We start from the raw sequence: 26,939 nt of genomic DNA, 5'->3' as shown, positions 1-26,939 counted from the left end.
CTCCGCCGGGCTTGCTGTTAGAATTCGATCTTCTTCTCAATATAGGCGCGCAGCTCGCTGATGGGCAGACGCACCTGCTCCATGGTGTCGCGGTCGCGGACGGTGACGCAGTTGTCGCCTTCCTTTTCCCCATCGCCCACGGTGTCAAAGTCCACGGTGATGCACAGCGGGGTGCCGATCTCGTCCTGGCGGCGGTAACGCTTGCCGATGGAACCGGCCTCGTCGTAGTCCACCATGAAGTAGCGGCTCAGCTCGCCCCGGATCTCCATAGCCTTGTCGCCCAGTTTCTTGCTCAGGGGCAGCACGGCGGCCTTGAAGGGGGCCAGGTAGGGATGCAGACGCAGAACAACCCGCACGTCCTCCTTGCCCTTGGCGTCGGTCAGGTGCTCCTCGTCGTAAGCGTCGCACAGGAAAGCCAGGGCCACCCGGTCGGCGCCCAGGGAGGGCTCGATCACGTAGGGGATGTAGTGCTCGCCGGTCTCCTGATCGAAGTACTCCAGGCTCTTGCCGCTGGCCTCCTGATGGCGGCCCAGGTCGTAGTTGGTACGGTCGGCAATGCCCCACAGCTCGCCCCAGTCGGTGAACGGGAAGGCGTACTCGATGTCGGTGGTGGCGCGGGAGTAGAAAGCCAGCTCGGCGGGCTCATGGTCACGCAGGCGCAGGTTCTCCTCCCTGATGCCCAGGCTCAGCAGCCAGTCGCGGCAGAAGTCCTTCCAGTAGGCGAACCACTCCAGGTCGGTGCCGGGCTTGCAGAAGAACTCGCACTCCATCTGCTCGAACTCGCGGGTACGGAAGGTGAAGTTGCCCGGGGTGATCTCGTTGCGGAACGCTTTACCCACCTGGCAGACGCCGAAGGGCAGCTTGCGGCGGGTGGTGCGCTGGATGTTGGCAAAGTTCACAAAGATGCCCTGGGCGGTCTCGGGACGCAGGTAGCAGGTGGAGGAGGAGTCCTCGGTCACGCCGATGGCGGTCTTGAACATCAGGTTGAATTTGCGGATGGGGGTGAAGTCATGCTTGCCGCAGACCGGGCAGACCAGATCGGTATGCTCGTTGATGAAAGCGTCCATCTCGTCAAAGCTCATGGCGTCCACGTTTACGTCGGGGTACTCGTCGCCGATGAGCTTGTCGGCCCGGTGGCGGGCCTTGCAGGCGCGGCAGTCCAGCAGAGGATCAGAGAAGCCGGCCACATGCCCGGTGGTGATCCAGGTCTGGGGGTTCATGATGATGGCCGCGTCAAGGCCCACATTGGTGGGGCTTTCCTGCACGAACTTCTTCAGCCAGGCTTTCTTTACGTTGTTCTTGAACTCCACTCCCAGGGGGCCGTAGTCCCAGCTGTTGGCAAGACCGCCGTAGATCTCGCTGCCCGGGTAGACAAAGCCCCGGTTTTTGCACAGGTTTACGATGGTCTCAAAACTCTTTTCGCTGTTTTTCATTCTTCTACTCCTTACCGCGACGCTGGCTGCGCCGCCGTTGTTTGCAGCGGGCCCCCGCCCGCCTGTTCTACCCTATCATACCCGCCCCGCGCCGCTTCGTCAAGGGCGGGAGGGTTCCGGATGTTCCAGCGCCAGCAGAAACTCCTTGGCGGGCAGCCCGGCGCCAAATCCGGTAAGCGCCCCGCCTGCCCCCACCACCCGGTGGCAGGGGGTCACGATCAGCAGAGGATTCGCATGGCAGGCCCCGCCTACCGCCCGGGCTGCCGCCGGCCGCCCCACCGCCGCGGCGATCTGGCCGTAGCTGCGGGTCTCGCCCCAGGGAATGGCCCGCAGCGCCGCCCAGACCTGTTTCTGGAACCCGGTGCCGGTCTCCGAAAGAGGCAGGTCAAACGCAGTGCGCCGCCCGGCAAAATACTCGTCCAGCTGGGTGCGGGCCGCCGCCAGCACCGGGGTGTCCTTCTGCGTCATCTCCGGGCCGGGCTGCGCATGCAGGCCCACCCGGCAAAGCCCCCGTTCATCCGCCGCCAGCACCAACATGCCCAGCGGGCTTTCATATTCGCAAAAAGCAATCATACCGGCCCTCCTTCCGCCCGCCGGAACAGCGGACGTTTTTTTCACTATACCACAAGGCAAAACCCCGTTGCAACCGTGCGGCGCGGATGCTATAATAGCCGCAATGCGGCTGCCCGGGCGGCCGTAAGATTTGGTATCGAATGAGGGAGTTTCGTTCTTATGAAAGGCAGACAGGATCTGGGCCGCGCGCCCATCCCCCGGCTGGTGCTGGGGCTGGCGGTGCCCGCCATGATCGCCCAGTTTGTTAATGTATTATACAGCCTGATCGACCGTGTGTATATCGGCAACATTCCGGAGATCGGCGACCTTGCCCTGGCGGGGGTGGGGGTATGCGGCCCCATCGTGACCCTGCTGAGCAGTTTCGGCACTCTGGTAGGTCTGGGCGGCTCCATTTTGATGGCCATCCGCATGGGCGAGGGCGATAACGAAGCGGCCCGGCGGGTGCTGGCCAACTGTTTTCTGCTGCTGACCGGGCTGTCGGCGGTGCTGACGGTAGGCTTTTTGCTCTGCCGCCGTCCGCTGCTGCTCTGTTTCGGTGCCAGCAGCGCCACCTTTGTCTACGCGGACACCTACATGACCATCTACACGGCCGGCACCTTCTTTGCGCTGATGGCAGTAGGTCTGAACTACTTCATCACCTGCCAGGGATTCAGCACGGTGGGGATGGCGGCGGTGCTGATCGGCGCGGTGGCCAACATCGTGCTGGACCCGGTGTTCATCTTTGTGCTGGACATGGGGGTGGCCGGTGCGGCGGTGGCCACGGTGCTGGCCCAGTTTTTAAGCTGCTGCTTCACCGTGTGGTTCTTGTTCCGCAAGCCGCCCATCCGCATCGGGTTCTCCCTCCCGGACGGACGCCTTATGCTGCGGGTGGCGACCATTGGTTTTCCGCCGTTTCTGATCATGGCCACCGACAGCCTGATCCTGATTGCCATGAACGCGGTGCTGCAGCGGTACGGCGGCCCGGAGCAGGGCGACCTTCTGATCGCCTGCGCCACCATCGTACAGAGCTGTATGGCTCTGATCACCGGCCCGATGCTGGGCATCAGCAGCGGTACCCAGGCCATCATCAGTTACAACTATGGCGCCTGCCAGAGTGACCGGGTGCGGCAGGCCACCCGCTGCGTGCTGCGGATGTGCCTGGGCTTCACCGCCATTCTGTTCGTGGTATTCCAGCTGATGGCCGGCTGGGTGGTGCGGATCTTCACCGCCGATCCCACCCTGATCGATCTGTCCGCCTGGGGGCTGCGGGTATTCACCCTGGCCATCATCCCGCTGGCGGTGCAGTACGCCCGGGTGGACGGCCTCACCGCTTTGGCCCGCACCAAAACTTCGCTGGTGCTGTCGCTGTTCCGTAAGGGCAGCTTTGTGGTGTTCACCCTGATTCTGCCTATCTTCTGGGGCGCGCAGGCGGCTTTCTACGCCGAGCCTCTGGCGGACGTGATTTCCGCCTGTGTAAGCGGCACCGTATTCGCCCTGGTATTTGAAAAGCACCTGCGCCGCCGGGAGAATCAAAGCCGCCCCACCGTACAGGCAGACGAATCCTGACTTTTCCGCCGCAAACCCCTTGACAATCCTGAAAAGCCCTGCTATACTTGTAAAGCTAGTTGAGAGCCACTAGCTCAGTCGGCAGAGCAATTGCCTTTTAAGCAATGGGTCCGGGGTTCGAATCCCCGGTGGCTCACCAAAAATCCCGGATGCATCCGCATCCGGGATTTTTTGCGTTTATCGATCGTTCTGGGCCAGGCATTCTTCCAGCCGGGCCAGGGCGGCGGGGGTATCGGCGTCCCACAGTTCCCAGGGCTGGGCGGCTTCCACCAGCCGCACCGGAACGCCGCTGCCGGGCACGGCGGCCATGCCGCCCACATCGCCGGAAAGGGCCGCCAGGCGGTCAAACAGCACCGCCGGGAACACCACCGGGCTGCCCGGACGGCCCTGCCAGGCCAAACGGATGACCGACTGCGGATGATCCGCAAAGGCATCCAGCAGTTTTTCCAGGCTTTCCCGGCGGCAGAGAGGCTGGTCGCCGGGCAGGAAAAGGCAGCCGTCCAGATCTGTCATCTCCGCCAGGCCCCGCCGCACCGATTCGCTCTGGGGCCCGCCCGGGTAGAGCAGGCAGGGCACGCCGCTCTGCTGGCAGAGGGCGGCCGTTTCGGGGGCGCTGGCCACCGCCAGCAGCCGGGCCAGCCGCTGCCGGGGCAAAGCGGCCAGGGTATGGGCCAGCAGCGGTTTGCCGCCCAGCGGGGCCAGCAGCTTGTTGCCGCCGAACCGCTGGCCTTTTCCCGCCGCCAGCACCACGCAGCCCACCCGGGGCGCGCGATTGGCCGGCTGTGTTTGCCCGAAGCCGGCAAAATAGGTTTGATACACCTCTTGTGCCAGACGGTCACAGGCGGTTCGGCAGGCTTCGTACCGTTCCATCCATTCCTTTGCCTGGGGGGTCAGGCAGCTTCCGCCGCCGCCCTTGCCCCCGATGCTGCGCCGGGTCAGGGGGAAGCCCAGTTCCTTTTCCGCCCGGCGCACCAGGGCCAGCGCCTTGGTGTAGGCCATCCCCATTTCGGCAGCGGCGGCCCGCAGGCTGCCCAGGCGCTCCACGCCCTCCAGCAGCTGCCGGGGCCCTTCCCCGAAAAACCGCTGGCCTGCCTCGTCGCAGATCCGCAGTTCCAGTGTTACCTTCATGGTTCCTCCCCGTCGGTCATCAGGCGGCCGGCCCGCACAAAGCGGGCCGGGAAAAATCGGTTACAGATCCTGAATGTTCATCTTGTCCAGCTGCTTTTTGCTGCTGCGGCCCTTGCGGCAGAGCAGCAGGATCAGCAGCAGGATCAGGGTAGGCACATTGCCCAGCAGGAAGGTCAGCGCCATGGTCATGGCAGTTTCCAGCACAGAACCGGTAGCTGCCGTGTTCAGTGCCAGAAAAACGGAAAATGCCAGGCAGAGTGCCGGCAGGATCAGGCCGGGCCAGAGCGGTTTGAGCAGGCACAGCCCCACCTGCAGCGCCAGCATCACCAGCGCCCCCACCAGCAGAATGATCAGCACAGGGAAAATCGACATCCTTTATTCCTCCTTTTTGCGTTTCTTGTATTCCTCGATCAGCAGGCGGGCGGCGGCCACATCCAGTTTGTCGTTGATGGCCAGCCGCTTGATAAGGGCGATGTAGTCGTCGTTCTCCACATCCTCGCTGACCTGAATCTTCTGGATCAGTTTGTCCAGCCGCAGCCGCACCGTGGGATAGGTAACCCCGTACTGCCCGGCAATCTGCTTGAGAGAGCCGGATGCCAGCAGGAAGTTGCGGATAAAGGCCACATCCTCCGGATCCAGGTTTACCATCCACTCCGGCACCACATTGATGCTCACGGTTCCGCCCTCCTTTCTTGAATTTATTTCAATATATCATTGAATAATATTAAAGTCAATAGTAAACTTTATTTTTAAAAAATAAAGAGCGCGTTGTGCACGCGCTCTCTGTTTTATTCATGCAGTTCCAGCGGCAGGCCGTCCGGGTCCCGGAAAAAGGTAAACCGCTTTTGGGAATAGGGGTCCATCCGGATGGGCTCGGTGGGGATGCCTTTGGCACCCAGGGCCGCGGCCTCCCGCTCCACATCCTCCACCCGGAAGGCCAGATGCCGCAGGCCCAGCGCCTCCGGCCGGTCGGGCCGGGGCGGGGCGGCGGGGGCGCTGAAGATCTCCAGCTCCACCCCGTCCAGGATCAGATCCAGCTTCCAGTCGTTTTTCTCCGGGCGGAAATTCTCCCGCAATACTGTAAAGCCCAGCAGATCCACATAGAAATGCCGGCTTGCCTGGTAATCGCTGACCAGAATGGCCACATGATGCACCGCGTGCAGCGCCATAGCTTGCGCTCCTTTCTCGGGTCAGCGCAGGACGGGTTTGCCGTCCTCCGCGTCCAGGGTGACGGCGGTGCCCAGGGTGCCCTGCAGCAGACGCTCGGCCAGGGGATCCTCCACCTGGCGGCGGATGGTGCGCCGCAGATCCCGGGCGCCGTACTTGCCGCCGGAAGCCGTCTCCACCAGCGCGGCCAGGGCGGCGGGGGTATAACTGAATTCCACGCCCTTGTTGGCCAGGCCGGGTTTGTACTCGTCCAGCATCAGGGCGGCGATCTTCTGCAGGGTCTCGCCCTCCAGCGGGCGGAAGACCACAACCTCATCCACGCGGCCCAGGAACTCCGGCCTCAGGAACTCTCCCAGGGCTTTCAGAGTCTTGCTCTCGCTCATCTGGGCGGCGGTCTTGTTGAAGCCGGTCTCCCCCACCCGGTCGGTGCTGCCGGCGTTGCTGGTCATGCAGATCACCGTGTTCTCAAAGCTCACGGCACGGCCCTGGGCGTCGTTGATGCGGCCCTCGTCCAGAATCTGCAGCAGAATGTTCATCACGTCCGGGTGGGCTTTTTCGATCTCGTCAAACAGCACCACGCTGTAGGGACGGCGGCGCACCTTCTCGGTCAGCTGGCCCGCCTCGTCGTAGCCCACATAGCCCGGAGGCGAACCGATCAGGCGGCTCACCGCGTGCTTTTCCATAAACTCGCTCATGTCCAGCCGGATCAGCGGGTCCGGCGTATCGAACAGCTGGCCGGCCAGCTGCTTGACCAGCTCGGTTTTGCCCACGCCGGTGGGGCCCACAAAGATGAAGCTGGCGGGACGGCGGCGGCCGGACAGATCCGCCCGGGTGCGCTTGATGGCGCGGGCCACCCGCTCCACCGCGTCGTCCTGGCCGATGATCTTGGCCTTGAGGGCGCTTTCCAGGCCCAGCAGCTTGGTGTACTCGCTCTCCTGGATCTTTACCGCCGGGATGCCGGTCCACAGCTCGATGACCTTGGCCACGTCCTCCATGGTCACCGGGATCTCCTTGGCGGCGGCCTCCAGGGCGGGCTGCTGCTCCTCCAGGCGGGCCAGTTCCGATTTCACGTTGGCCATCTTCTCATAGTCCAGCGGCTGATCGGCGGGGGTGTTTTCCAGCTCCGCCTCCTGGGCCTTGAGGGCTTCCAGCTTTTTGGTATTTTCCAGCCATTCGGTAATCTCGGGATGGCGCAGGCTGCAGCAGGCGCAGGCCTCGTCCAGCAGGTCGATGGCCTTGTCCGGCAGAAAACGGTCGGTGATATACCGCTCGCTCAGGCTGACGGTGGCGGCCAGCACATCGGCGGGCACCTGCACATGATGGTAGCTCTCGTAATACTGGCGGATGCCCTGCATCACCGCGATGGTGTCGGCCACGCTGGGCTCCTCCACCTTGACCGGCTGGAACCGGCGTTCCAGGGCCTGGTCTTTCTCGATATACTTGCGGTACTCGGCAAAGGTGGTGGCGCCGATCACCTGCACCTGGCCCCGGGAGAGGGCGGGTTTCAGGATATTGCCCGCGTTCATGGCGCCCTCGGAATCCCCGGCGCCGGTGATATTGTGGATCTCGTCGATAAACAGGATGATGTTGCCCGCGGCGGTAACCTCGCTGAGCAGCCCCTTGACCCGCTGCTCGAACTGGCCGCGGAACTGGGTGCCGGCCACCAGGGCGGTCAGGTCCAGCAGGTAGATCTCCTTGCCGCGCAGCTGGCTGGGCACCTGGCCCCGGGCGATGCGCTGGGCAATGCCCTCGGCGATGGCGGTTTTGCCCACGCCGGCCTCACCGATCAGGCAGGGGTTGTTTTTCTGGCGGCGGCAGAGAATCTGGATGGTGCGGTAGATCTCCCGGTCGCGGCCGATGATGTCGTCCAGCTTGCCGGCGGCGGCCTTGGCGGTCAGGTTCTCGCAGTAGGTGTCCAGGAACTTGCGCCGGGGGCCGCCCTTTTTGCCTTCCTTTTTCTCCTTGCCCCGCTGGCCGATGCCGAAGGGGAAGGTGGCGCTGCCGCCCGCGGTGAAGTTGTCCGGGCTGTCCGGGGTATCCTCACTGTCGGAGGCGTCGTCGGGGTTTTGCTGGCCCATCAGGGCGGCCAGGCCGGGGATGCCGTCCTCGCCGGCTTCTTCCATGAAGCTGGCCATCCGCTCCTCCATGCCTTCCAGGTCTTTATCCGACACGCCGAACTGTTTCATCAAATCTTCCACCGGCTTGATGCCCAGTTCCTTGGCACAGGTCAGGCAGTAGCCCTCCTGCTTGGTCTGGCCCGCCTCCATCCGTTGCACGAACACGATGGCCGGGCGTTTTTTGCAGCGTACACAAATCATGGGAACAACACCTCACTTTGGGATGCGGGACACCCCGCAAAGATCGCGCGGCGCGCGGAATTACATAAAGGGATTGAAGCTGCTGAACAGGGAGAAAGCCACACTGTCCTGCAGCACGGTCTGGTTGAGCCAGGAAAGATTGTTGCCGGTGATGACCACCACGGCCCACACGCCGCAGACCACCAGGAACACATCCATCGCACCGGCCAGCAGGCCCATGAAGAAGCCGAAGAACTGGTTGACGCCGCCCACCAGCGGCACCCGGTTCAGGTTGGTGAGCACCGCGGCCAGGAAGCTGACCAGCATCTTGCAGACGGCAAAGCAGACAAAGAACACCACCACGGTGATCAGCGGAGTGACCAGCGGCTGGATCAGTTCGGTGACCAGGCTGTGGGCCAGGTCGGGGGCACCGCTGTTCATCAGGTCGGTGGCGCTTTGTACCAGGCTCTGTTCCATGGCATCGGGCAGGAAACCCGCGTATTTGTCCACCAGGGCGGCCAGATCCACCGTGCCCTGCTGGCTGATGGTGGTCTGGATCTGGGTGGTGAGCCCGCCCTTAAAGAAGGTAGCGAAGATCCAGTCCGCCACACGGGGGGACAGCAGCGCCGCCCCCACCAGCCCCAGCAGGTTGCCCAGAAACTGGATCAGCCCGGCCAGAAAGCCCTTTTGCATATAGCGCAGGGTCACTACCGCCAGCAGCACCAGCAGCAGAATGTCGAAAATGTTTGCGATCGTCATGAAGTACCTCGGTTCTCACGTAAAATCAGGCGGACGCGCCGCCGGTTTCGTTGCCGCTGTCCAGCAGCTCGGCCTTTTCGGAGGTGAACAACATCACCTTGCCGCCCCGCACCAGCAGCGCCTGGGGGCTGGACAGGGAGGAATGCTCCCAGTTCAGATCCCCGGAGAAATCGTAGCTGTGCACGCTGTCGTTGGTCATACAATATGCAGCGGTGCGCCCGCACACCACCTGTTCGGCCCCATAAAGACTGAAATCCGCCAGCGCGGTCAGGGTGTCGTTGAGGATCAGCAGGCGGCCGCTTTCGTCCACGGTGTTTTCCCGCAGAAGCAGGGCGGTGGTGCGCCCGCAGACCGATACGTCCATCGGCTCCTCACCGGGGGAATAGTCCAGACGGGCCACCTCCTCCCCTTTGGAGGAAAGCACCACGGCAAAACTGTCGAACACGGCCAGCAGACGGTTGTTGCTGAGCCATTCGGCGACCAGCAGCAGGCTGCCGGTGGCGGAATAGGTGGCGGTGACATAGTCGCTGCCGGTATCCAGCAGATGCACCTGGCTGACCAGACGGCCGTCCTGGGTGCGGATGGCCCCCACCGCCAGCTGCCGGTTGTCCGGCGCAAAGGCCAGCACCAGCGGGTCGCCCTCGCTCTCGGTCATCTGCCAGCCGTAGATCTGGCGGAACCGGGAATCGTAGACGATCAGTTCGGCGGTACCCCGGGTGGAGGTGGTCAGCACAGCCAGGCTGTCGTTGCTGCTCATATCGCACAGCAGGATACTGCCGGGCAGGCTGGCGGTATACAGGGTCTGGCTGCGGCTTTCCACCCGCAGTTCATAGCCGCCGCGGCTGTACAGGCACAGATGGCTGCCCCCCGCCGCCAGGCCCGGCCGGGCATAGCTGTGCTGGATGCTGCGCAGCTGCCGCCCGGAATCGGAATAGACCTGCAGGTCCTGGGTGCCCAGCAGGGCAAACCCGCCGTTTACCGGCTGTACCGACAGCGCCTGCCGCACACCGGTGTGCACCGGAAAGCCCGGCCCCGGCTGCAGCCAGATACGCACCGAGTCCAGCACGTCGCCCAGGCCCACCATGGCCGAGCCGTATACCCCGGCCACACCGGCCAGGATCGCCGCCACCAGCAGCATGGCGGCCAGCACTGTGAGCTGACGGCGGCGCTTGCGGCGGCGCCGGATCTCCGACAGGCGGGATACCCGCCCCGCCGGACGGGGGGATTGCTGCTCGTCCATGGAAAGCCTCCTTTCTTAAAAGTTCAGTCGCCGTAGTCCACCGACTGTAAAAACAGCCCTTTGGCGGGCAGGGTGGGCCCGGCGGCTTTGCGGTCCCGGCCGGCCAGGATGGCGTCCACAGCCTGGGGCGGGATGCGGTGCAGACCCGCCTGCACCAGGGTGCCGGCCAGGATACGCACCATATTGTACAGATAGCCGTCCGCCGTGACGGTGACGGTGATCAGCGCACCCTCCCGCCGCACCTGGCAGCGGGTGATGGTGCGCACGGTATCGCCCCGGGCGGCCACATCGCTGCCCGCGGCGCAGAGCGCCAGAAAATCATGGGTGCCCACCATCCGGTCGGCGGCGGCCTGCATGGCCGCTTCGTCCAGCGGGGCGTTGACCCGGTGGTAGTAGGCCTCGTCAAAAGGCCGGTCGATGGGGCTGTTCCAGATGCGGTAGCAGTAGGTTTTGCTGTGGGCAGCGTACCGGGCGTGGAAGTCCTCCGGCACCTGGACGGCCTGCGTTACCCGCACGTCCCGGGGCAGGTGAGCGTTGAGCGCCAGAGGCAGCTTGTGCAGCGGCACGGCGCAGTCCGCCTGAAAATTCAGGCAGAAAGCCAGCGCATGCACCCCCGCGTCGGTGCGGCTGCACCCTTTGACCGGGGGCCGGGTGCCCAGCACCGCTTCCAGCGCGTTCTGCATCGTTTCGCAGACCGAAACGCCGTTGTTCTGCACCTGAAATCCGCAGTAGGCGGTGCCGTCAAAGCAGAGGGTGAGCCGGATGTTCATAGGCTTCACCACCCCGGCATGATAAAGCGGGTGCAGAAGATGATCCCGAAGCAGACCGCGCAGAAGGCCAGCGCCAGCCAGTCATGCCCGGCAAACCGCAGCACCTTGAGACGGGTGCGGCCGTCGCCGCCCCGGTAGCAGCGGCACTCCATGGCCATGGCCAGCTCGTCCGCCCGGCGGAAAGCCGAGATGAACAGCGGGATCAGCACCGGGATCAGGGCGGTGACCCTCTGTTTCAGGTTGCCGGAATCGATCTGGGCGCCGCGGGCTTTCTGGGCGTTCATGATCTTGTCGGTCTCTTCGATCAGCAGCGGGATAAACCGCAAAGCAATGGTCATCATCATAGCCAGCTCGTGCACCGGCAGCCCCAGCCTGGCAAAGGGTTTGAGCAGCCGCTCGATGGCGTCGGTGAGGACGATGGGGCTGGTGGTGTAGGTGAGCAGGCTGGTGCCCGCGATCAGGGCCATGACCCGCACCGCGATCTGGATGGCGTAGACCACGCCGTCCTTATAGATGCGGATGAACCAGAACTGGAACAGGGGGTCGCCCTCGCCCACGATGAAGAACAGGTTAAGCACGCCGGTAAACACCACGATGGGGAAAATCGGCTTCAGGCTTTTCAGGATCAGTTTCAGGGGGATGTGGCTGATCCGGTAGAGCACACCCAGCAGCAGCACGCTCAGGGTCAGGCCCAGGGGGTTGCTGCTGGTGAACAGCAGGATGATATAGGCCAGCACCAGCACCAGTTTGAGACGGGGGTCGGTGCGGTGGACGATGGAATCGCCGGGGAAATGCTGGCCGATGGTAATGTCACGCAGCATTTACAGCACCCCCTTTTCCCGGGCCCGTTCCAGGATCTTGTTCACCGCGTAGGGCATGGTGTAGACGTCGGTGTCGATGTCCAGCCCCATCTCCCGCAGCCGCAGAAAGATCTGGGTGATCTGGGGCACGCTGAGCCCCAGTTCCAGCAGGCGGGGCGCCTGGGCGAATACATGGGCGGTGGTGTCGAACATGGCCACCTTGCGCTGGTCCATGACCAGCACCCGGTCGGCGTATTTGGCGATATCCTCCATGGAATGGCTTACCAGCACCACGGTGGTGCCGGTTTCCTTGTGGAAACGCTTGATCTGGGACAGGATGGTATCCCGCCCTTCCGGGTCCAGGCCGGCGGCGGGCTCGTCCAGTACCAGGATGCGGGGCTGCATGGCCAGCACGCCGGCAATGGCCACCCGGCGCTTCTGGCCGCCGCTCAGCTCAAAGGGGCTGCGCTCCATGAATTCGGCGGGCAGGCCGCAGAACTGAGCGGCCACCTCCACCCGATGGGCGATCTCGGCTTCGTCCAGCCCCATGTTGCGGGGGCCGAAGGCGATGTCCTTGGCCACCGTTTCCTCAAACAGCTGGTATTCCGGATACTGGAACACCAGCCCCACCAGGAACCGGAATTCCCGGATCTTGCCCGGATCGGCCCAGATGTCCCGGCCGTCCACATATACCTTGCCCGAGGTGGGCTTGAGAATACCGTTGAAGTGGGTGATCAGGGTGCTTTTGCCCGATCCGGTGGAGCCGATGACCCCCACAAACTCCCCTTCTTCGATCTCGATGTTGATGTCGTCCAGCGCCGTGGTGGCGTCCGGCATGCCCTCCCCATACACATGGGTCAGGTGTTCGGTCTTGATGATCGCTGCCAATTTCTCACGTCCTTACCGGCGGTGTGCGCCCGTTTTGCGGGTCGCGCCCGCCCTTGTTCCCAGTTGGTTCACTTCAAAAGTTCGTACAGTGCCCGGGCACATTCCTCGGTGTTGATGATGCCCTCGGGCAGGGGCAGGCCAGCCTTGACCAGCTCGTCCCGCAGTTCGGCGGCCTGGGGCACGTCCAGCCGCAGGCTGCGCACCCGTTCGGTCTGGCTGAACACCTCTTTCGGGGTGCCCTCCATGACCACCTTGCCGCCGCTCATCACCAGCACCCGGTCGGCCTGGGCGGCTTCTTCCATATAGTGGGTGATGGCCACCACCGTGATGCCGAAATCCCGGTTCAGGTGCCGGATGGTCTTCATGACCTTTTCCCGGCCGCGGGGGTCCAGCATGGCGGTGGACTCGTCCAGCACCAGGCAGTCCGGCCGCATGGCGATCACGCCCGCGATGGCCACCCGCTGCTTCTGGCCGCCGCTCAGCTTGTGCGGGGCCTTGTGGCGGTGCTTGTAGATGCCGGCCATCTCCATGGCCTCGTCGATGCGGGTGCGGATCTCGGCGGGGGGCACGCCCAGGTTTTCCAGGGCGAACGCCACGTCCTCCTCCACCACGGTGGCCACGATCTGGTTGTCCGGGTTCTGGAACACCATGCCCACCTTCTGGCGGATATCATACAGTTTTTCCTCGTCGGCGGTATCCATACCCTCCACCGTCACGGTGCCGCTCTCCGGCAGCAGGATGGCGTTGAAGTGCTTGGCCAGGGTGCTTTTGCCGCAGCCGTTGGCCCCCAGCACCGCCACAAACTCGCCCCGGCGCACGGCCAGGGATGCGCCGTCCACCGCGTATACCGGGCTTTCCGGATCGTAGCGGAACCGCACGTCCTTTGCCTGGATCATCTCGTTCATCGGATGCTTTCCCCTCTCTCGTCAGGCTTGTTCCCAGACGGCGGTGGCGCCGCAGGGCACCACGCCGCCGGTGGCGGATACCGGCAGGCCGATCTCATCGCACCAGGTGCGGCCGCCGTACACGGGCACCAGGCCGGTTTTCAGGATATACTCCATCACCGCCGGGGACAGGCCGGTGGTATAGCTGTTGACCGCCACAAACAGCGGATCCTTGGACAGGACCCCCTCGCAGAGGGTCATCAGGTCGTAGATGTTGTCCTCCAGCTTCCACACCTCGCCCCCGGGGCCCCGGCCGTAGCTGGGCGGGTCCATGATGATGGCGTCGTAGAAGGAGCCCCGGCGGATCTCCCGGGCCACGAACTTGGCGCAGTCGTCCACGATCCAGCGGATGGGCCGGTCGGTCAGGCCGCTGGCAGCGGCGTTTTCCCGTGCCCAGGCCACAATGCCCTTGGAGGCATCCACATGGCAGACCGATGCCCCGGCGGCGGCGCAGGCCAGGGTGGCCCCGCCGGTATAGCCGAACAGGTTCAGCACCCGGATGGGGCGGCCGGCGGCGGCGATCTTTTTCTGGTACCATTCCCAGTTGACCGCCTGCTCCGGGAAGACGCCGGTGTGCTTGAAGCCGGTGGGGCTGACCACCAGGGTCAGCTCACCCCAGCGGATGGTCCACTTTTCCGGCAGACGGCGGCGCATCTCCCAGCGGCCGCCGCCCTGGGCAGAGCGGTGGTATACCCCGTCGGCCTGCTGCCAGCGGGGGTCGGCGGGTTCGCGCTTCCAGACAACCTGCGGGTCCGGGCGCACCAGCACCGCTTTGTCCCACCGTTCCAGCCGGTTGCCGGCGGTGGCGTCGATCAGTTCGTAGTCGTTCCAATTCTGCGCGGGGCGCATGAGGCAGCTCTCCTTACTTGTTCAGGATGCGCCGGACGATCATCTCTTCAATGCGCCGGGCGCTGGCTTCGATGGCGGCGGGGTCCTTGCCCTCCACCATGATACGGATTTTCGGTTCGGTGCCGGACACGCGCACCAGTACGCGGCCCATGCCCATCAGATTCTGCTGCTGGCTCTCGATAAAGCCGGCAATGTACTCGTCTTCCTTATAGGCGGCCTTCTGTTCGGCGTTGGCCACCACGTTGACCATGACCTGGGGGAACTTTTCATAGATGCCGTTCAGCTGGCTCATGGCACAGCCCCGGGCGGCCAGCAGCCGCAGCAGCATGCCGGCGGTCAGTTCGCCGTCGCCGGTGGTGGAGTGGCGCAGCAGGATCACGTGGCCGCTCTGCTCGCCGCCGATCACGTAGCCCTTGGCCCGCATCTCCTCCAGCACATACCGGTCGCCCACCGCGGTGCGGGCGGTATGGATGCCCTGGCTTTCCATAAACTGCATAAAGCCCAGGTTGCTCATGACGGTGACCACGGCGGTATCCTCGTTCAGCAGGCCCTGTTCTTTCAGGTCCAGGCTCAGCAGGGCGATGATCTTGTCGCCGTCGATCTCGGCGCCCTTTTCGTCCACGGCCAGACAGCGGTCCGCGTCGCCGTCAAAGGCAATGCCGCAGTCATAGCCGCCCTCCACCACAAACTTGGCCAGTTTGTCCAGATGGGTGGAGCCGCAGTCCAGGTTGATGTTGCAGCCGTCCGGCTCGGCGCCGATGAAGGTGCAGTCCGCCCCCAGCCGCGGGAACAGGGCCTTGGCCACCTGGCTGGCCGCGCCGTTGGCGCAGTCCACCGCCACCCGCAGGCCGGACAGGTCCGCGTCGATGGCTTTGGCCAGGTAGTCCACATAGTCGTCCAGCGCGCCGTCGCGCCGGGTCACACGGCCCACGTCCGGGCCGGTGCAGAGGGACAGGCCCTGGCAGTTTTCCAGCACATGGGCCTCGATCTCGTTTTCCACCTCGTCGGGCAGCTTGTAGCCGTCGGAGGAGAAGATCTTGATGCCGTTGAACTCCACCGGGTTGTGGCTGGCGCTGATCACAACGCCCGCGTCCGCCCCGTACAGCCGCACCAGATAGGCCACGGCCGGCGTGGGGATCACGCCCAGCAGTTCCACGTCGGCGCCCACGCTGCACAGACCGGCGGCCAGGGCGTTTTCCAGCATGTCGCCGGAGATGCGGGTGTCCTTGCCGATCAGGATGCGGGGACGGTGGCTCAGGTGGGCGGTCAGCACCGCTGCGGCCCCCCGGCCGATGTTCAGAGCCAGTTCACAGCTCAGGTCTTCGCCCGCCACCCCGCGGACGCCGTCGGTTCCAAAGAGTTTTCCCATATTGTTTTCCTCACTTTCTTGTGCGGAACGCCCGGCTGTAAGACCGATACGCCCCATTATACATTCAAAATATGAACGTTTCGTGTTTTTTATGGCTCAGCACGCAAACCGGTCCCCTTTGGGTGCTCCCGCTTTTTCTGGCTGTGCGGGCAAACCGTTCCCTTCCTTTGGCGCGCCGCTTGTCCGGCGCTCTTAATACATGCTCTGCTGCCCGGACTCCCGCACGGGGTCGGGCTTTTCAGGGGCTTTCAGCCCCAGGTGTTCATAGGCCAGCCGGGTGACGCACCGGCCCCGGGGTGTGCGGGTGAGGAAGCCCATCTGCATCAGATAGGGCTCGCACACGTCTTCCAGGGTCACGGCTTCCTCGCCCAGCGCGGCGGCCAGGGTATCCAGGCCCACCGGCCCGCCGCCGTACAGTTCGATCACCGCCCGCAGCAGGTTGCGGTCCAGCTCATCCAGGCCCAGCTTGTCGATGGCCATGCGGCCCAGCGCCAGGCGGGCGGTCTCCCCGTCGATGGTGCCGTCCCCCAGCACCACCGCAAAGTCCCGCACCCGCTTGAGCAGCCGGTTGGCCACACGGGGGGTGCCACGGCTGCACCGGGCCAGCTCCAGAGCGCCCTCCTCGGTGCAGGGCTGTTCCAGAATCCCCGCCGACCGGCGGATGATCCGGGCCAGCTCGTCCGGGCTGTACAGTTCCAGTTTCAGCAGCACGCCGAACCGGTCCCGCAGCGGGCCGGTCAGCTGGCCTGCCCGGGTGGTGGCCCCGATCAGGGTGAAGCGGGGCAGGTTGATCCGGATGCTCTGGGCACTGGGGCCTTTGCCGATCATGATGTCCAGGGCGTAGTCCTCCAGGGCGGGATAGAGCACCTCCTCCACCTGGCGGGAGAGGCGGTGGATCTCGTCGATAAACAGCACGTCGCCCTCCTGCAGATTGGTCAGCAGGGCGGCCAGGTCGCCGGGCTTTTCGATGGCGGGGCCGCTGGTGATGCGGATCTGCACCCCCATCTCCTGGGCCACGATGCCCGCCAGGGTGGTCTTGCCCAGGCCCGGCGGGCCGTAGAGCAGGATGTGGTCCATGGGCTCGCCCCGGCGCTGGGCGGCGGTCAGGTAGATGCGCAGGTTTTCCTTGACCTTTTCCTGGCCGATGTAGTCCTCCAGCGTGCGGGGGCGAAGGCTTATTTCCTCGCTCTCGCCGGGGGTCAGGTCCGGGCTGATAAGCCGCCCGGCCGGCTGATACAGTTGTTCGTCCATGGGTTACCTCCTCGCGGCCATGCTGCGCAGCGCCTGGCGGACCAGTTCCTCCACCGGCAGGCTGTAGTCCAGCCGGGCCACCGCCGCGGCGGCCTCGCCCTGGCTGTAGCCCAGGCTGATCAGGGCGGCCAGCGCCTGGGACGCGGCCCCGGCGGGCGGTGCGGCAGCCGCGTCGCCGCCGCCGAAGCCCAGCCCCTCGGCCAGGCCCCTGCCCACCTTATCCTTCAGTTCCAGCGTGATGCGCTGGGCCAGCTTGGGGCCCACGCCGCTGGCGGCGGTAAAGGCCTTGTGGTCCCCGGCGGAGACCGCCAGCGCCACCTTCTCCGGGCTGAGCACGCTCAGGATGGCCATGCCCACCCGGGGCCCCACGCCGGAAACCCCGATGAGCATCTTGAAGCAGGCCTGCTGTTCCTCGGTGGCAAAGCCGAACAGGCTTACATCATTTTCGGTTATATTCATATAGGTATATAAGGTGGCCTGCGCTCCCACGCCGGGCAGCGAGGCGGCCACCGTGGCGGGCACCTGCACCAGGTACCCCACACCGCCGCAGGAGAGCACCGCCTGCTCGGTGGTTTTCTTTATCAGTTCGCCGGTAAGGCAATAGATCATCTTGGTTTCCTCCCGATCAGCGCAGCGGCAGGCCGGACAGGCGGCTGCGGCTGCAATGGCAGTGGGCGATGGCCATGGCCAGCGCGTCGGCGGTATCGTCGGGCTTGGGCACGGCGTTCAGATGCAGCATCATACGGGTCATCTCCTGCACCTGCTTCTTGACCGCCTTGCCGTAGCCGGTGACCGCCTGTTTGACCTGCATGGGGGTGTACTCGAACACCGGCACCCCCCGCCGGGCCGCGGCCAGCAGGATGACCCCGCGGGCTTCGGCCACCCCGATCACGGTGGTCTGGTTATGCTGGTAGAACAGCTGTTCTATGCTGATGGCCTCCGGGCGCAGGGTTTCCAGCACCTTGTCCACCCCGTCGTACACCTGGCACAGCCGCTGCTCAAAAGGGGTGCCTGCGGCGGTGGTCACCGCGCCGAAATCCACCGGCGTAAACCGGTTGCTCACATATTCCACCACGCCCCAGCCTACAATGGCATAGCCGGGGTCCAGGCCCAGTACCCGCATGGCGTTCCCTCCCTCCGGGCCGGGGCGCTGTTTCAGGGTATGCCACGGCCAGTTTAACTGATGTATTATACCACATCATCCTGTCAAAGGGCAACTGCAACCGGCCGCAAAACCCGTTCCGGGGCCACTTTACAGAAACTTTACATAGTTCTGAACGAGAATTTTACACGCAGTACCATAAACTATACATTGTATGACACGGTTCGTGTGGTATAGTGATAGTGTGTACCAACAAGGGGGATCATTCATGTCGATTTTTAACGTGTTCAGCCTGTTCGGCGGGCTGGCCCTGTTCCTGTTCGGTATGGACGTAATGGGCAAGGGCCTGGAGAAGCAGGCGGGCGGCCGTCTGCAGATCATTCTGGAAAAACTTTCCTCCAAGCCGCTGCGCGGCTTTCTGCTGGGCCTTCTGGTCACCGCGGTGATCCAGAGCTCTTCCGCCACCACCGTTATGGTGGTCGGCTTTGTCAACAGCGGCGTGATGCAGCTGGGCCAGGCCATCAACGTGATCATGGGCGCCAACGTGGGCACCACCGTCACGGCCTGGATTTTGAGCCTGTCCGGCATCGAGGGTGACAGCTGGTGGGTGCAGATCCTGAAACCCGCCAACTTCTCGCCGGTGCTGGCGCTGATCGGCATTATCCTGTATATGTTCTGCAAGAGCGACCGCAAGAAGGACACCGGTTCCATCCTGCTGGGCTTTGCCATCCTGATGACCGGCATGGAGGCCATGAGCGACGCGGTGGCGCCTTTGAGCGAGGTGCCCGCTTTCACCCGCATGTTCACCGCCTTTGAGAACCCGATCCTGGGTCTGCTGGCCGGCGCGATCCTGACCGGCATCATCCAGTCCAGCAGCGCCAGCGTGGGTATCCTGCAGGCGCTGAGCGCCACCGGCGCCGTCAGCTACGGCAGCGCCATTCCCATCATCCTTGGCCAGAACATCGGCACCTGTGTGACCGCTATGCTCTCTTCGGTGGGTACCACCAAGAACGCCCGCCGGGCCGCCCTGGTGCACCTGTACTTCAACGTGATCGGCGCCACCGGTTTCCTGATTGTGTTCTATCTGCTGCGGGCCATCTTCCAGTTCCAGTTTGTGCAGCTGCCCATCGACGCCATGGGCATCGCGGTGGTGCACACCACCTTCAACCTGCTGGCCACTGCGCTGATGCTGCCTTTCGCCCGCTGGCTGGAAAAGCTGGCCTATATCACGATTCCGGACGAGCCCTCCGGCAAGCCGGAAAGCTTTACCCTGCTGGACGAGCGTCTGCTCTCCACCCCTGCCGTGGCGGTGGAGCAGAGCCGCAACCTGGCCGGTGAGATGGCGTCCCTGGCCCGCACTTCCCTGCTGAAAGCCATGTCCCTGACCGAAAAGTGGGACGACAAGCTGGCGGCCGAGATCGAGCAGAGCGAGGAACTGGTGGACCACTACGAAGACGTACTGGGCACCTATCTGGTGCATCTGTCCAGCCGCAGCATGACCCTGGACGACAGCCGGGAGGTCTCCAAGCTGCTGAACACCATCGCGGACTTTGAGCGGATCGGCGACCACGCGGTCAACGTGCTGAAAGCCGCCCGGGAACTGCACGACAAGCAGCTGCGGTTCTCTGAGGCAGCCCGGCAGGAGATGCAGGTGCTGACCGGCGCGGTGCAGGAAGCCCTGGACAAGACGCTGGATGCTTTCCGCAAGGACGACGTGTATCTGGCGGGCAAGGTGGAACCCATCGAACAGGTGGTGGACGAGCTTACCCGTGAGCTGAAAGCCCGCCACATCCTGCGGCTGCAGAACGGGGTGTGCACCATCGAACTGGGCTTTATCTTCTCGGATCTTTTGAACAACTACGAGCGTGTGGCCGACCACTGCAGCAACGTGGCGGTGGCCGTGATTGAGATGGCCCAGGACAGCTTTGATACCCACGAATACCTGGCCAGCATCAAGGCGGGCGACGCCAAGTTTGCCCAGCGGCTGGAGAAATACCGCCGCCGCTACACCATGCCCGAGCCGGTGGACGGCGAATAAACAGGAGGACGACCCATGATCTATATCGTGGAAGACGACGACAGCATCCGGGAACTGGAAGAATATGTACTGCGCAGCGCCGGATTTACGGTGCAGGGCTTTACCAATGCCCGGGATTTCTGGGCAGCCTGCGCCCAGCAGCCGCCCCGGTTGGCGGTGCTGGACATCATGCTGCCGGATGAGGACGGCATGAGCATCCTGCACAAGCTGCGGGCGGACCCGGCCACCCGGGCGCTGCCGGTGATGCTGGTGACCGCCAAGGGCGCCGAGCTGGACCGGGTGCGCGGTCTGGAAGACGGCGCGGACGATTACCTGGCCAAGCCGTTCGGCGTGATGGAGTTTTCGGCCCGGATCAAGGCGCTGCTGCGGCGCAGCGGTGCGGGCAGCGCCCCCGCTGCCGAAAGCGGCCAGCTGGCCTGCGGCCCTATCCGCATGGATACCGAGCGCCACACCGTAACGGTAAACAACCAGCCGGTGGAATTGTCTTTCAAGGAATACGAACTGCTGCGGCTGTTTTTGGAACAGCCGGGTGTGGTGCAGACCCGGGACGCGATCCTGCGCCGGGTGTGGGATACCGATTTTATCGGGGAAAGCCGCACCATCGACATGCATGTGCGTACCCTGCGCCAGAAGCTGGGCGAGGCAGGCAGTGCCATCCAGACCGTGCGAAAGGTAGGCTACAAGCTTGATCCGGAAACATGACGATACGCCTGTGCGCAGCATGGAGGAGACCATCAGCGGCTGGATGGTGCTGATCGGGCTTGCCTCGATGCTGCTGACGGCGGTATTGGTGAGCGTGATGTTCACCCGCACCCTGGGTGACCAGCTGGTGCAGGATCTGGGCCGCCAGACACAGGTTCTGGCCGCCGCGCTGGAGTTGTCCGGCGGCGGAGCGGCCGAGCTGGCGGAGATGACCGCCGGCGGCGATGTGCGGGCAACCCTGCTGGATGAGCAGGACAACGTGCTGTACGACAGCCAGGGCGACGATCTGGACAACCATGGCGACCGGCCGGAGGTGATCCAGGCCCGCGCCGAGGGAACGGGTTCCAGCCGGCGCACCAGCAGCACCTTTGGGGTGAATACCTATTATTATGCGATGCTGCTGGAGGACGGCCGGGTACTGCGGCTGGCGGCCGAGAGCAGCGAACTGCACGCCCTGTACGACCAGGCGGTGCCGGCCATTGCGCTGGCGCTGATCGGGGTGCTGTTCTTTGCGGTGGCGGCCAGCCTGCTGCTGACCCGGCGGCTGGTGCGGCCCATTGAACAGATGGGCCGGGATCTGGACGACCTGACCGCCCATGTGCCCTACCGGGAACTGAAACCCTTTGCCCGCGCCCTGGAGCAGGACCGGCGGGCCCTGCGGGAGGGCGAACAGATGCGGCAGGAGTTCACCGCCAATGTGAGCCATGAACTCAAAACCCCGCTGACCAGCATCAGCGGTTACGCGGAGCTGATTGAAAACGGCATTGCCCAGTCGGCGGACATCCCGGTATTTGCCGGGCGCATCCGCACCGAAGCCGGCCGGCTTCTGACCCTGATCCGGGATATTCTGGAGCTGAGCCGTCTGGATCAGCCCATGGCGGATCCCCAGTTTGAGCCGGTGGATCTGCAGCAGGTGACCCAAAACTGTGCCAAGGCCCAGGCGCTCAATGCACGGAAAGCCTATGTGACCCTCTCCTGTGAGGGAAGCAGCCAGATGGTGCGGGGCAGCCGCCAGCTGCTGGATGAGCTGTGCCAGAACCTGTGCGACAACGCCATCCGGTACAACCGGCCCGGCGGCTCGGTGGTATTGCGCACCGGCCGGGGCGACCGGGGCGCCTACCTGGAGGTGGAGGACACCGGCATCGGCATTGCGCCGGAGCATCAGCTGCGGGTATTCGAGCGGTTCTACCGGGTGGACAAAAGCCGTTCCAAAGCTACCGGCGGCACCGGCCTGGGGCTGGCCATCGTCAAGCACTGCGCCCTGCTGCACGGCGGTTCGGTGGAGCTGCACAGCCATCCCGGCCAGGGCACCCGTATCCGGGTGTGGCTGCCGCCCATGGTGTGAAACAGATACAGTATCGGGAGAGGGCATTGCGGGCCCTCTCCCATTCTTTTTATTTGGCACAGAAAGCCGGGCTTTGCCCGGCTTTCTGTGCAAGATGCAACCTTTTTAAGGGTGAGTGCGTCAATATTCTATTGTGAATGACGGGACAGGGGTAGTATAATGAAACCAGAAATGCGCCCGCGCACGGGCGCGCAGCTTGCATGGTAAGGAGAGGAAGCAGCATGAAAACAGAGCAACTGCGTCAGCAGCTTCTGGGCGGCGCTTACGGTGAGCAGCTGTCCCGGCTGTACTGCCGGCCCGCAAACGAGACCCTGCCCTACGCCGAACGGTTCGTGAAGGCAGTGGACGGTCTGGAAGCCACCTTTGGCCCGGTGGAGGAGGGTATCCGCCTGTTCAGCGCGCCCGGCCGCACCGAGATCGGCGGCAACCACACCGACCACCAGCACGGCCGCGTTCTGGCCGCCAGCGTGAACCTGGACGTGATCGCCGCCGCCGTGCCCAACGGCGAAAACATCATCCGGGTACAGTCCGAGGGGTATCCCATGGACGTGGTGGACCTGTCCCAGCTGGAGCCCCAGCCGGACGAGGTGAACAAATCCGCTTCTCTGGTGCGCGGCATTGCCGCCCGCTTTGCCCAGATGGGCTGCGAGCTGCACGGCTTCAACGCCTACACCACCAGCTTTGTGCCCAAGGGCAGCGGCCTGTCCAGCAGCGCGGCCTTTGAGGTTCTGGTGGGCGTTATGGTCAACAGCCTGCTGTTTAACGGCAAGGCCGACCCGGTACAGATTGCCCAGATCGGCCAGTGGGCCGAGAACAACTTCTTCGGCAAGCCCTGCGGCCTGATGGACCAGATGGCCAGCAGCGTGGGCAACATCATCACCATCGACTTCAACGATCCCTCCGCCCCGATCGTGGAGCGTGTGGACTTTGATTTCGGCGGTGTGGGCCATGCGCTGTGCATCCTGGATTCCGGCGCGGACCACGCCGATCTGACCGACGAGTACGCGGCGGTGCCCGGCGAACTGGCCAAGGTATGCGGCGTGTTCGGCAAGAAGGTGCTGCGCGAGGTGGACGAGGCCGAGTTCTGGGCCCGTCTGCCCGAGGTGCGCGCGGCCGCCGGCGACCGGGGCACCCTGCGCGCGGCCCATGTGTACGCGGACAACGCCCGTGTGGAAAAGCAGGTGGCTGCCCTGCGCGGCGGTGATTTTGCCAGCTTCCTGGAACTGGTGACCGATTCCGGCCGCAGCAGCTGGGAATGCCTGCAGAACGTGATTCCCGCCGGGTACACCACCCATCAGGATGTAGCGGTGACCATCCGGCTGTGCCAGCATCTGCTGGACGGCGCGGGCGCTGTGCGGGTGCACGGCGGCGGGTTTGCCGGTACCGTACAGGCCTTTGTGCCCCTGGACAAGCTGGATGCGTTCCGCGCCGGGGCTGAGGCGGTTCTGGGCGAGGGCAAGTGCCATGTGCTGGCCATCCGGCCGGTGGGCGGCACCGAGCTGACCCTGTGATCCGTTGTCCATACATAAGGAGGAGTTTTGATGGTGGACCAGTACATTGCGCAGCTGGTGGAATACGGCCTGCGCACCGGCCTTGTGGATGAGGCCGACAAGATCTATGTAACCAACCGGGTGCTGGAGATCCTGCACAAGAGCGACTACGACGCCCCCGAAGCGGTGGAAGAAGCCCCGCTGGAGACCATTCTGGCCAATCTGCTGGACTGGGCGGTGGCGCAGGGCCTGCTGGAGGACAACGTGACCGACCGGGATCTGTTCGACACCAAGCTGATGGGCGCGCTGACCCCGGCCCCCAGCGTGGTGCGGGCCAAGTTCGCGGCGCTGTATAAAGAACAGGGCGCGAAGGCCGCCACCGACTGGTACTACAAATTCAGCCAGGACACCGACTACATCCGCCGCTACCGGATCTGCAAGGATCTGAAGTGGGTATCGGAAACCCCCTGGGGTGAACTGGACATCACCGTGAACCTGTCCAAGCCGGAAAAGGATCCCAAGGCCATCGCGGCGGCGAAGCTGGCCCCCCAGAGCGGTTATCCCAAGTGCCTGCTGTGCCGGGAAAACGAGGGCTACGCGGGCCGCGGCAACCATCCCGCCCGCCAGAACCACCGCATCCTGCCGGTGGTGATCAACAACCAGGAGTGGGGCTTCCAGTACAGCCCCTATGTGTACTACAACGAGCACTGCATCGTCTTCAACAGCCAGCACACCCCCATGAAGATCGAGCGGGCCACCTTCCGCAAGCTGCTGGATTTCGTCAAGCGGTTCCCCCACTACTTTGTGGGCAGCAACGCGGACCTGCCCATCGTGGGCGGCAGCATCCTGAGCCACGACCACTTCCAGGGCGGCCACTACACCTTTGCCATGGCCAAGGCCCCCATGGAGCGGGAGTTTGTGTTCCCGGGCTTTGAGGACGTGGAAAGCGGCATCGTGCGCTGGCCCATGAGCGTGGTGCGTCTGCGCAGCGTGGACGACGAGCGTCTGGTGGAGCTGGCCGACCATATCCTGACCGCCTGGCGCGGCTACACCGACGAAGCGGCTTTCGTGTTTGCCCAGACCGATGGCGAGCCCCACAACACCATCACCCCCATCGCCCGCAAGAACGGCGACAAGTACGAGCTGGATCTGGTGCTGCGCAACAACATCACCACCGAGGAGCATCCTCTGGGCGTGTACCATCCCCATGCCAAGCTGCATCACATCAAGAAGGAGAACATCGGCCTGATCGAGGTGATGGGCCTGGCGGTGCTGCCCGCCCGCCTGAAAGGCGAGATGGAAGCGCTGGAAAAGGCCATCCTGGCCGGCGCGGACCTGCGTGCCGACGAGACCCTGGCCAAGCACGCCGACTGGGTGGAGGAGTTCCTGCCCCGCCATCCCGAGATGAACGCCGACAACCTGCACGCCATCGTACAGGAGGAGATCGGCCATGTGTTCGGTCAGGTGCTGGAGGACGCGGGCGTCTACAAGTGCACCGACGAGGGCCGCGAAGCCTTCGAGCGGTTCCTGCGCACGGTTCAGTAAGAGCCAATCTGGGGCCATTGGCCCCAGACCCCATCCTGCGGGCCGGAAAATTCCGGCCCGCGGAAGAACCAATATACAGGGCGCCGGGGGCGCGGCCAAAAGCCGCGCCCCCGGCGCTTGTTTTATTACAGGTTAATAGACGCCTTCCCAGCCGCCGTCCATCTTCTGGCAGCCGTCCACCACCCAGCTGCCGGTTCCGCCCTGAGAACGGTGCATGGTGTAGACCAGGTCATAGTCCGGCACAAGGCCCAAGCCGTCCTTGTAAAAGCGGCGCACCGCATAGCCGGTACCGGTGGCCAGTTCCGCCCCAAGCCAGCGGCAGTTTGTACCCACCTCGTCTATAAAGCCCATCGGCATGGTTCCATAAACTCCATTTTCTTCGGTACAGACCTGCGCCAGTGCTTCAGGGGCGGGCAAATAGTCCGACCAGTCCAAATATTCCAATGCCGCCTGCCCGAGCCGTTCCCGCGTGAAGTTGGTCTCTCCTGTTTCCTGGCTCATCCGCCCGGCCAGATACACGATCACGCCGGTGTCACTCAGCATATTCTGATCGTTGCTAAATGAGCCTCCATGTGTCACAGCGTGGTAAAAGTTGGCTGTTTCCAACAGTTCCTGGGCGGTGGCATCGTCTTCGGTGCCCCGCGCTACGCCCCGGAACGCCTCTGTCTCGCTCTCAGGATACAGCTTGTCCACCGTTCCCTCCAGCGAAGTTCCGAGCCATTGGGCGGAAACGACCCGATACCAAACCGCCCCCGGCCGCAGCGGCGTATTGTCGGGGTCGGTCACATCCAGCCACAGATAGATGGCATCCTCTTCGGTAACTTCCACCTTGAAATCCGCCACCTGCAGGCCGGTGATGTCCGACAGGGAGTAGGCGTCAGGCCCCATCCAGTCGTAATGGGAGGGCGGCTCCAGCACGCCGGAAAATGCCCAGTCCACCCGGGTCTGGTCGCCGTCCCGCAGGCCCTCGCCAAGTGCCCAGACATACCGCAGCCGGGTGCCCAGCTCCGGGTCAGCGGCAACACGAGCGTCCAATTTCTCCGGCAGCCGTATGTACGAGTTGTCCGATCGCCCATCGTTTTCCCAACCATCCAGCACCCACCGGCCCCGTTCCCGGCGCAGTGTCAGGGGATAGGAACGATCCGCCGTTGAATCTACTGTAAAGCGCAGTTTCACCTGCAGGCTGATGCTCTCTTCGGTCACGCCCATGATCTGTATAGAAGCCGGGTCATATTGGTAGGCACTTGAACTGTCAAATGCCCGCTTTTCGTTGGCGTAGAGTTTGCCGTCCCGCTCCAGCAGCGTGCCCGTGTACAGGTAGTTCTCTTCCTGCGTCACCAAATGCTGCCATTTCTCTTCCACATATGCCCGGGAGAACAAACTTTCCAGCACGGCCCGTAATTGTACCGCGTCGGTAACGTCCAGCAGCCGGTAACCAACACCCGCTTCGCCTTCCCAAGTCCACGTCACATGGTCGGCTTCGATCAGCGCATACCGGGCTGTATCCCCGGCCCAGGCTTCCCACGCTTCACCGCGCTTGATCAGGTCCTCCGCCAGGGCGTAAATTTCTTCGTCGGTCATTTCGGTGCCGGGGCGCTGGCGGTGACCCTGTGCTGCTGTGCCGTGCGGCTGGAACCGGCCAGCACTTCCCGGACAAACACAGAGGAAGAAGCCCCGGTCTGGGTGGATATTACCCAGCCGGAG

General features: G+C 64.0%; 25 protein-coding genes and 1 tRNA gene. 7 read left to right on the top strand and 19 right to left on the bottom strand.

The annotated features are described in order from the left end of the window. Positions 1 to 17: 17 nt before the first annotated feature. Together B5E65_RS05965 and B5E65_RS05960 are read right to left on the bottom strand one after the other, a co-directional pair. On the bottom strand, positions 18 to 1,433 hold the full coding sequence (locus B5E65_RS05965) for a glycine--tRNA ligase (protein ID WP_087170856.1): 1,416 nt from the start codon (positions 1,431 to 1,433) through the stop codon (positions 18 to 20). A gap of 99 nt (positions 1,434 to 1,532) precedes the next feature. Then, entirely contained in the window at positions 1,533 to 2,006 is a 474-nt protein-coding gene (locus B5E65_RS05960; RefSeq protein ID WP_087170855.1) for a methylated-DNA--[protein]-cysteine S-methyltransferase, read from the bottom strand. Between the two features lie 159 nt (positions 2,007 to 2,165). Here B5E65_RS05960 and B5E65_RS05955 point away from each other — a divergent pair, with 159 nt between their 5' ends. After that, complete coding sequence (locus B5E65_RS05955) at positions 2,166 to 3,551, top strand: MATE family efflux transporter (RefSeq protein WP_087170854.1); 1,386 nt, start codon at positions 2,166 to 2,168, stop codon at positions 3,549 to 3,551. Between the two features lie 63 nt (positions 3,552 to 3,614). Then, positions 3,615 to 3,690: transfer RNA gene (locus B5E65_RS05950), tRNA-Lys, on the top strand. Between the two features lie 38 nt (positions 3,691 to 3,728). On the opposite strand, the gene B5E65_RS16170 is transcribed toward B5E65_RS05950, so the two are convergent. The 16 genes from B5E65_RS16170 to ruvC all read right to left on the bottom strand — a co-directional run bounded on the left by B5E65_RS16170 (position 3,729) and on the right by ruvC (position 18,136). Further along, the gene (locus tag B5E65_RS16170) at positions 3,729 to 4,679 is read right to left on the bottom strand and encodes an NTP transferase domain-containing protein (RefSeq protein ID WP_158098528.1); all 951 of its coding nucleotides are present in this window, start codon (positions 4,677 to 4,679) and stop codon (positions 3,729 to 3,731) included. Between the two features lie 60 nt (positions 4,680 to 4,739). Next, positions 4,740 to 5,051 (bottom strand): hypothetical protein, encoded by a 312-nt coding sequence (locus B5E65_RS05940; RefSeq protein ID WP_087170853.1) that lies wholly within the window; start codon positions 5,049 to 5,051, stop codon positions 4,740 to 4,742. Positions 5,052 to 5,054: 3 nt separating this feature from the next. Continuing rightward, positions 5,055 to 5,354 (bottom strand): DUF2089 family protein, encoded by a 300-nt coding sequence (locus B5E65_RS05935; protein ID WP_087170852.1) that lies wholly within the window; start codon positions 5,352 to 5,354, stop codon positions 5,055 to 5,057. Between the two features lie 113 nt (positions 5,355 to 5,467). Beyond that, the gene (gloA2, locus tag B5E65_RS05930; RefSeq protein ID WP_087170851.1) at positions 5,468 to 5,848 is read right to left on the bottom strand and encodes an SMU1112c/YaeR family gloxylase I-like metalloprotein; all 381 of its coding nucleotides are present in this window, start codon (positions 5,846 to 5,848) and stop codon (positions 5,468 to 5,470) included. 21 nt (positions 5,849 to 5,869) lie between these two features. Further along, positions 5,870 to 8,164 (bottom strand): ATP-dependent Clp protease ATP-binding subunit, encoded by a 2,295-nt coding sequence (locus B5E65_RS05925; RefSeq protein WP_087170850.1) that lies wholly within the window; start codon positions 8,162 to 8,164, stop codon positions 5,870 to 5,872. Positions 8,165 to 8,224: 60 nt separating this feature from the next. Next, entirely contained in the window at positions 8,225 to 8,902 is a 678-nt protein-coding gene (locus B5E65_RS05920) for a CvpA family protein (RefSeq protein WP_087170849.1), read from the bottom strand. A gap of 25 nt (positions 8,903 to 8,927) precedes the next feature. Continuing rightward, positions 8,928 to 10,142, bottom strand: a complete 1,215-nt coding sequence (locus tag B5E65_RS05915) for a DUF5711 family protein (RefSeq protein ID WP_087170848.1) — start codon at positions 10,140 to 10,142, stop codon at positions 8,928 to 8,930. Between the two features lie 23 nt (positions 10,143 to 10,165). Beyond that, complete coding sequence (gene truA / locus B5E65_RS05910) at positions 10,166 to 10,912, bottom strand: tRNA pseudouridine(38-40) synthase TruA (protein WP_087170847.1); 747 nt, start codon at positions 10,910 to 10,912, stop codon at positions 10,166 to 10,168. A gap of 5 nt (positions 10,913 to 10,917) precedes the next feature. After that, on the bottom strand, positions 10,918 to 11,733 hold the full coding sequence (locus B5E65_RS05905; RefSeq protein ID WP_087170846.1) for an energy-coupling factor transporter transmembrane component T family protein: 816 nt from the start codon (positions 11,731 to 11,733) through the stop codon (positions 10,918 to 10,920). After that, positions 11,734 to 12,600, bottom strand: a complete 867-nt coding sequence (locus tag B5E65_RS05900) for an energy-coupling factor transporter ATPase (RefSeq protein ID WP_087170845.1) — start codon at positions 12,598 to 12,600, stop codon at positions 11,734 to 11,736. A 68-nt stretch (positions 12,601 to 12,668) separates the two neighbouring features. Further along, positions 12,669 to 13,505, bottom strand: a complete 837-nt coding sequence (locus B5E65_RS05895) for an energy-coupling factor transporter ATPase (RefSeq protein WP_087170844.1) — start codon at positions 13,503 to 13,505, stop codon at positions 12,669 to 12,671. 21 nt (positions 13,506 to 13,526) lie between these two features. Then, a complete protein-coding gene (locus B5E65_RS05890; protein WP_087170843.1) occupies positions 13,527 to 14,393 on the bottom strand; it encodes a class I SAM-dependent methyltransferase in 867 nt (288 codons plus the stop codon). A gap of 13 nt (positions 14,394 to 14,406) precedes the next feature. Then, positions 14,407 to 15,762 (bottom strand): phosphoglucosamine mutase, encoded by a 1,356-nt coding sequence (gene glmM / locus B5E65_RS05885; RefSeq protein WP_087170842.1) that lies wholly within the window; start codon positions 15,760 to 15,762, stop codon positions 14,407 to 14,409. Positions 15,763 to 15,954: 192 nt separating this feature from the next. Further along, positions 15,955 to 17,013 carry a Holliday junction branch migration DNA helicase RuvB gene (ruvB, locus tag B5E65_RS05880; RefSeq protein ID WP_087170841.1) on the bottom strand — a complete coding sequence of 353 codons (1,059 nt, stop codon included), beginning with the start codon at positions 17,011 to 17,013 and terminating at the stop codon, positions 15,955 to 15,957. 3 nt (positions 17,014 to 17,016) lie between these two features. Beyond that, a complete protein-coding gene (ruvA, locus tag B5E65_RS05875; RefSeq protein ID WP_087170840.1) occupies positions 17,017 to 17,622 on the bottom strand; it encodes a Holliday junction branch migration protein RuvA in 606 nt (201 codons plus the stop codon). Between the two features lie 16 nt (positions 17,623 to 17,638). Further along, positions 17,639 to 18,136 carry a crossover junction endodeoxyribonuclease RuvC gene (ruvC, locus tag B5E65_RS05870; RefSeq protein ID WP_087170839.1) on the bottom strand — a complete coding sequence of 166 codons (498 nt, stop codon included), beginning with the start codon at positions 18,134 to 18,136 and terminating at the stop codon, positions 17,639 to 17,641. Positions 18,137 to 18,383: 247 nt separating this feature from the next. Here ruvC and B5E65_RS05865 point away from each other — a divergent pair, with 247 nt between their 5' ends. The 5 genes from B5E65_RS05865 to galT all read left to right on the top strand — a co-directional run bounded on the left by B5E65_RS05865 (position 18,384) and on the right by galT (position 25,235). Beyond that, positions 18,384 to 20,153, top strand: a complete 1,770-nt coding sequence (locus B5E65_RS05865; protein WP_087170838.1) for a Na/Pi cotransporter family protein — start codon at positions 18,384 to 18,386, stop codon at positions 20,151 to 20,153. 15 nt (positions 20,154 to 20,168) lie between these two features. Further along, entirely contained in the window at positions 20,169 to 20,855 is a 687-nt protein-coding gene (locus tag B5E65_RS05860; RefSeq protein WP_087170837.1) for a response regulator transcription factor, read from the top strand. Continuing rightward, positions 20,839 to 22,200, top strand: coding sequence for a sensor histidine kinase (locus tag B5E65_RS05855; protein WP_242957490.1), 1,362 nt, complete (start codon positions 20,839 to 20,841; stop codon positions 22,198 to 22,200). Before B5E65_RS05860 ends, B5E65_RS05855 begins: the two co-directional genes overlap by 17 nt. Before the next feature lie 221 nt (positions 22,201 to 22,421). Beyond that, positions 22,422 to 23,711, top strand: coding sequence for a galactokinase (locus tag B5E65_RS05850; protein WP_087170836.1), 1,290 nt, complete (start codon positions 22,422 to 22,424; stop codon positions 23,709 to 23,711). A gap of 30 nt (positions 23,712 to 23,741) precedes the next feature. Next, entirely contained in the window at positions 23,742 to 25,235 is a 1,494-nt protein-coding gene (galT, locus tag B5E65_RS05845) for a UDP-glucose--hexose-1-phosphate uridylyltransferase (RefSeq protein WP_087170835.1), read from the top strand. Between the two features lie 132 nt (positions 25,236 to 25,367). Here the strand turns inward: galT and B5E65_RS05840 are convergent, their stop codons facing one another. Then, positions 25,368 to 26,816: a hypothetical protein gene (locus B5E65_RS05840; RefSeq protein WP_087170834.1), complete on the bottom strand. Its 1,449-nt coding sequence runs from the start codon at positions 26,814 to 26,816 to the stop codon at positions 25,368 to 25,370. Positions 26,817 to 26,939 lie beyond the last annotated feature (123 nt).

It is taken from the genome of Gemmiger sp. An120, assembly GCF_002160955.1.
Taxonomy (GTDB): Bacteria; Bacillota; Clostridia; order Oscillospirales; family Ruminococcaceae; genus Gemmiger_A; species Gemmiger_A avium.
The sequence above is the reverse complement of the archived record's forward strand: the minus strand, read 5'-3'. Positions and strand labels throughout refer to the sequence as shown.

Bases quoted from the DNA above. Each gene is read 5' to 3' on its own strand.
- B5E65_RS05925 (WP_087170850.1), bottom strand. From the start codon at position 8,164: ATGATTTGTGTACGCTGCAAAAAACGCCCGGCCATCGTGTTCGTGCAA.
- B5E65_RS05860 (WP_087170837.1), top strand. From the start codon at position 20,169: ATGATCTATATCGTGGAAGACGACGACAGCATCCGGGAACTGGAAGAA.
- B5E65_RS05865 (WP_087170838.1), top strand. From the start codon at position 18,384: ATGTCGATTTTTAACGTGTTCAGCCTGTTCGGCGGGCTGGCCCTGTTC.
- B5E65_RS05920 (WP_087170849.1), bottom strand. From the start codon at position 8,902: ATGACGATCGCAAACATTTTCGACATTCTGCTGCTGGTGCTGCTGGCG.
- glmM (WP_087170842.1), bottom strand. From the start codon at position 15,762: ATGGGAAAACTCTTTGGAACCGACGGCGTCCGCGGGGTGGCGGGCGAA.
- B5E65_RS05965 (WP_087170856.1), bottom strand. From the start codon at position 1,433: ATGAAAAACAGCGAAAAGAGTTTTGAGACCATCGTAAACCTGTGCAAA.
- gloA2 (WP_087170851.1), bottom strand. From the start codon at position 5,848: ATGGCGCTGCACGCGGTGCATCATGTGGCCATTCTGGTCAGCGATTAC.
- B5E65_RS05915 (WP_087170848.1), bottom strand. From the start codon at position 10,142: ATGGACGAGCAGCAATCCCCCCGTCCGGCGGGGCGGGTATCCCGCCTG.
- B5E65_RS05850 (WP_087170836.1), top strand. From the start codon at position 22,422: ATGAAAACAGAGCAACTGCGTCAGCAGCTTCTGGGCGGCGCTTACGGT.
- truA (WP_087170847.1), bottom strand. From the start codon at position 10,912: ATGAACATCCGGCTCACCCTCTGCTTTGACGGCACCGCCTACTGCGGA.
- B5E65_RS05955 (WP_087170854.1), top strand. From the start codon at position 2,166: ATGAAAGGCAGACAGGATCTGGGCCGCGCGCCCATCCCCCGGCTGGTG.
- galT (WP_087170835.1), top strand. From the start codon at position 23,742: ATGGTGGACCAGTACATTGCGCAGCTGGTGGAATACGGCCTGCGCACC.
- ruvA (WP_087170840.1), bottom strand. From the start codon at position 17,622: ATGATCTATTGCCTTACCGGCGAACTGATAAAGAAAACCACCGAGCAG.
- B5E65_RS05840 (WP_087170834.1), bottom strand. From the start codon at position 26,816: ATGACCGACGAAGAAATTTACGCCCTGGCGGAGGACCTGATCAAGCGC.
- B5E65_RS05960 (WP_087170855.1), bottom strand. From the start codon at position 2,006: ATGATTGCTTTTTGCGAATATGAAAGCCCGCTGGGCATGTTGGTGCTG.
- B5E65_RS05890 (WP_087170843.1), bottom strand. From the start codon at position 14,393: ATGCGCCCCGCGCAGAATTGGAACGACTACGAACTGATCGACGCCACC.
- ruvB (WP_087170841.1), bottom strand. From the start codon at position 17,013: ATGGACGAACAACTGTATCAGCCGGCCGGGCGGCTTATCAGCCCGGAC.
- ruvC (WP_087170839.1), bottom strand. From the start codon at position 18,136: ATGCGGGTACTGGGCCTGGACCCCGGCTATGCCATTGTAGGCTGGGGC.
- B5E65_RS05905 (WP_087170846.1), bottom strand. From the start codon at position 11,733: ATGCTGCGTGACATTACCATCGGCCAGCATTTCCCCGGCGATTCCATC.
- B5E65_RS16170 (WP_158098528.1), bottom strand. From the start codon at position 4,679: ATGAAGGTAACACTGGAACTGCGGATCTGCGACGAGGCAGGCCAGCGG.
- B5E65_RS05895 (WP_087170844.1), bottom strand. From the start codon at position 13,505: ATGAACGAGATGATCCAGGCAAAGGACGTGCGGTTCCGCTACGATCCG.
- B5E65_RS05940 (WP_087170853.1), bottom strand. From the start codon at position 5,051: ATGTCGATTTTCCCTGTGCTGATCATTCTGCTGGTGGGGGCGCTGGTG.